The organism is Wolbachia endosymbiont of Drosophila leontia, assembly GCF_028981785.1.
In the GTDB taxonomy this organism is placed as follows: Bacteria; Pseudomonadota; Alphaproteobacteria; order Rickettsiales; family Anaplasmataceae; genus Wolbachia; species Wolbachia pipientis.
The window spans coordinates 135-4,317 of sequence record NZ_JAPQLK010000062.1 but is presented as its reverse complement, the minus strand read 5'-3'; the positions used below and the strand labels follow the sequence as shown (position 1 = coordinate 4,317).

At 34.3% G+C, this 4,183-nt stretch carries 2 protein-coding genes; both read right to left on the bottom strand.

The window, feature by feature from the left end; translation table 11 throughout:
* Positions 1-1,010: 1,010 nt before the first annotated feature.
* Positions 1,011-2,429: an AAA family ATPase gene (locus tag OZD63_RS01965; RefSeq protein WP_275007986.1), complete on the bottom strand. Its 1,419-nt coding sequence runs from the start codon at positions 2,427-2,429 to the stop codon at positions 1,011-1,013.
* 1,304 nt (positions 2,430-3,733) lie between these two features.
* Positions 3,734-4,168, bottom strand: a complete 435-nt coding sequence (locus tag OZD63_RS01960) for a hypothetical protein (RefSeq protein WP_274979389.1) — start codon at positions 4,166-4,168, stop codon at positions 3,734-3,736.
* Positions 4,169-4,183: the final 15 nt, after the last annotated feature.

Here is a 4,183-nt window from a genome sequence, read left to right as displayed (position 1 = left end):
TGAGAGTTACCTCACTTCTTCACTACTACGCACCCATCCGTCACCCTCTCATCTTCGGTTCATTTCCTGTTTTCCAGTTATAGAACTTACCGCTCCAAGGTATTTCTTCCTGGGATGAGTAGGGCTTCTCCAGTTGCTTCATATGTCCTCATTACCATGCCATCACTATCACCCCGCTAAAGTAGATATGCCGTATCATTCGGGTTTTCAGCTATCCCTATTGCCTTCACCCTACCAACGTGGGCTCAGCCTTTAGGATTTGTAATTTTCGAGGCCACCTATGTGTTCGCTTTCGCTACGGCCTGGTAATTCGCCCTTATCCTACAATAACGTTGTCGGTAGGCTTCAACACTTTGGTCTCCCTACATGCTGCTACCCAAGCTACGGGACTCCGACTTTTATCCCGGTAGGTTTAACTCCTACTGAACATACTCACCTTCTCTGGACACAAGTTGGTATTTTACCCTAAAGTCACATCTAGCTTTAAAATACAGTTTTTGCCTTATCTAAAAAAAAATACAAATTCTCAATTACGTAAAAGCCTAAATTTCTTTTGCTTTCTTCAATCTTTTCTACTCTGTTCGTTTGCCGACTTTTGTGTTTGAAGCACATCTACATTCAATGCCCCTATACTAATATATACCGACCACTTTTTCCGGGAGTTTCTGAAAAAAAGTTAAAATAATTTTAAGACAGCTAAGAAATTAAAAAGAGCATTATGTCTTTTACAACAGAAATCTTCGCTATTTGAGTCCTTTCCATTTTGAAAACAACTTTTTACTTGAGCTGAAAAGAGATTACATGAGTTTTTGGTAAAAACATACAAACCTATCTAAATCATCAATAACGCTATAATAGCCCTCTAAAGACGTTTTAAAGAATGGTATTGCAGTAGAGAGATTATTTTGGCTCCATTCCCTTCTTGTAAAGCTAAAGATACTAATGTTAGCAAACTCTACAAACTTAAGAATAACTGTAGAAACTGTTATTTTTTAAAGTCAGAAAAAACATCACTTACAATTCAACAATTCTCCAAAATCAATTACGTTTGAAAAGTAATCACTATCTATAACATCATCACTTACATCATTGACGTGGATAAGGACTGGACGACATGAAAAGCCTTTTGGACGATTTAGTGTATCTATTTTCTTTTGTACCTCTTGTATTATTGAATAACCAATTTTATTTTTTGAAAATTTGATTTCGCAAATGTAGAGAGTGTTAAACTTCGTTTGAATCATATAATCAATTTGACAACCTGCACTATTACGCGTTCTTTTCTGAAAAAATGGATTCTCGCTTATTATTCCATCAATTCCTAAGATATTATGTATACTCTTTCTATTGTTCAGCACCAAATTTTCAAATTGAAGCCCAATAATTGTATACCACTCTGGTAAGAACCCTATAGAATAGGTGTCACGACTAATTTTTCCTAGATCTTTTTCGATATATTTTAGATAAAACCTTAAATAATTATCTTGAAGTCTGTATCTCCTGAGTCGTGAATCAGTACCAGTTTTTATACTCCAAGTATGATCTTTTGCAATAAAACCAGCAAGCTCAAGCTCATGTAGATACTCAGAAATGCGTCCATGTCTTACGATATTTAAAGTAGCACAAATTTCTTCTTGTTCTTTAGCTCCAGTAGAAAGAGCTCTGACTATTTGCTTATAAAAAGCCGTTTTTCGCATGAATAAATCTGAGAATATTTGATTAAATTCTTCAACTAAAAACCCACCTTTTGTAAAACAAAGCCTTTTAATATTTTCTTCAGCGCTATGTTTAAAATTTACCTCCTCTAAATACTTTGGAATTCCGCCAGTTACTGCAAGCACCTTAAATTTTTCATATTCTGAAATATTTTTCGGCCAAAATTCATTGCAATCAGAAAGTGATAATTCTCCGAGTGTTAAAGTTAACGATATTCTCCCTACGAAACCAGTGCTGCTAAGTATATTTTTCTCGATCCAGGATGAAGCTGATCCACAAACAACAAAAATTAGCTTGTTATTATTTTTTAGCTGCGTATCCCAAAAATTTTTTATTTTGCCTAAAAAGGTTGGATCTTTTGAGCCCATCCAAGAAATTTCATCAAACAGCAATAATGTTTTTCCTGATAGTAGACGTTCACCAACTGCCCATAGTAAATCGCTCCAGTCATCATACCTAGCAAAAGATGTATTAAATTGTCTAGCAACTTGTCTAGAAAATTCATTAAGTTGGTAGGACATTGTAGTGTGCTTTTCTGGTGGCAAACCTATAAAGGAGTAATATTGCTCAAAATACTTACCAAACTCTTGAATTAAACGACTTTTTCCTATACGACGCCTTCCTTTGACTACTACAAAAGATGCAGTATTTTTTTCTGTAAGCTCCAGTAGTTGTTCTAACTCAGTTTGCCTACCAATAAATGATGGAGACATAAAATACGAAATATAAATCTTTGTCTCCATTATACGTGATAAAATTAGAGACGTAAATAAATAAATTTCGATCTTTGTCTCCATTTTTAACTATTAAGCGGGTTACGAGTTCTGTAGCTTCTGTTTCTTCTTCTATGGCAGTAACTTTTTTCTTTTAGCTTCACCTACAATTTGCTGATTTCATTACTGAGAGTTTTGCAATTAATTGCTCAGAGGTTTGCGATAAAAGTTGTTGTATTCCCATAATAGTCTCCATAACCTCTTGTACTCACCATAAGTTGTTCAATCTTTTTTGAAAAATTTTCTTTGCAAAGTGTAAAAAATGTGTTAAACTTACTGGTAAGTTTACTAAAGATGCCTTTTATTTGCGTTTTAGAGGGCATTATAAGCGTTCTTTAGTGTGGCTAGTAAGTTTAACCCTAAAGTTACAGATAGCTTTAAAATGCAGCTTTTGCCTCATCTAAAAAAATTAAGAATATACAGCTGTTTATTTTGCTTTCTTCAATCTTTTCTACCTCAAGTCTTCATCGCACTTGCATAAAAGCCTTATTAAAGCAACTAGACCCAGCTCACTTGGAAGTTATTGAGTATTCCGGAAAATCCGGAGATCTGAATTCTTAGTTCAGCTATTAAACTCAGTAGACCAGCGTTATGCGTTTGTTAAAAAAAAGATGAGGGTTAGAGCCTCTGTTAAACTTATGGTAGAAGTAAAGCTATTGCAAAAATAATGTTTCAAAAAGTCTACTAACCATTTGTTCTTTAGGTTCAAAAAATTTTCTTTGCAATCAACAAAAAGCATGATAAACCAGTTGTGGGGTTTTTTCTAATAAATAAAAGTTTGGGGTATTAAGATGCCTCGTAATCGAGTTTTGAGCTACCCTACATGAGTAACTTAGGTCTTGGTGGTGTAATTGTACCCTGAAGTCATAGAATCTTTTTAAAACGCTATTATGGATCATTTGTTTTTCACTGCCTTTACTTTATATTTTTATTATAGGTTGCAACTCCATAGAAAAAGCAAAATTATGAAAGGACATCAAAAAACGTTAAGTTCTTCTCTTAACTGATATATACTATGTACTATAGCATAGTATATATTTATATATATAGATTTTTGCCGTCTTGCCAACTTCCCTAAACCCGTTATAGAAGAGGACTTTACCCATGCTATCTGGTTGGCAATTTTTTGCCATCTTGCCATCTTACTATTTCTTTAAACTATTGATTTTCTTATATTTTTATCAATTTTAAGTTGGTAGAATGGCAGATTCTTCAGTTTGCCAACTTGCCATCTTGCCAACTTACTATACTGTTTTGCCATCTCGTTTTGTAGAATTATGTATCACCCAAACGTCTGGATTTTCAACTGGTAAGGTTACTCCGTTATTTGGTGAAAGATAATAATCTGGCTTTACCAGCACATGTTGATTTTCAGAAATTTTTAACTCCATGTCTTTAACACATAAATAGCCGTACTTTGATTTAGTGCTTGATACTTTATATCCAAGAGCTTCCTTAAAGAACTTTATGTGGCCAAGAGCTGCAAGATGGCTAATCCTTTCACGGATGCTACGTTTACTTCCAAGGCCTAGCTTTCCCTCAAAATACCTAGCAAAGTGTGCCGCGGTGTAAGTTTCGCCTTTATATGCTTCATTAGCAATTAACTCTAAAATTATATCACATCTTCTTAGAACCTGTTTAAAATCTTCGTAATAGGAGAGAAATGAAGGAAAGGACAATCATTTGCAAGCTGG

Coding starts and splice junctions, on each gene's coding strand:
- OZD63_RS01965 (WP_275007986.1), bottom strand. CDS start 2,429: ATGTCTCCATCATTTATTGGTAGGCAAACTGAGTTAGAACAACTACTG.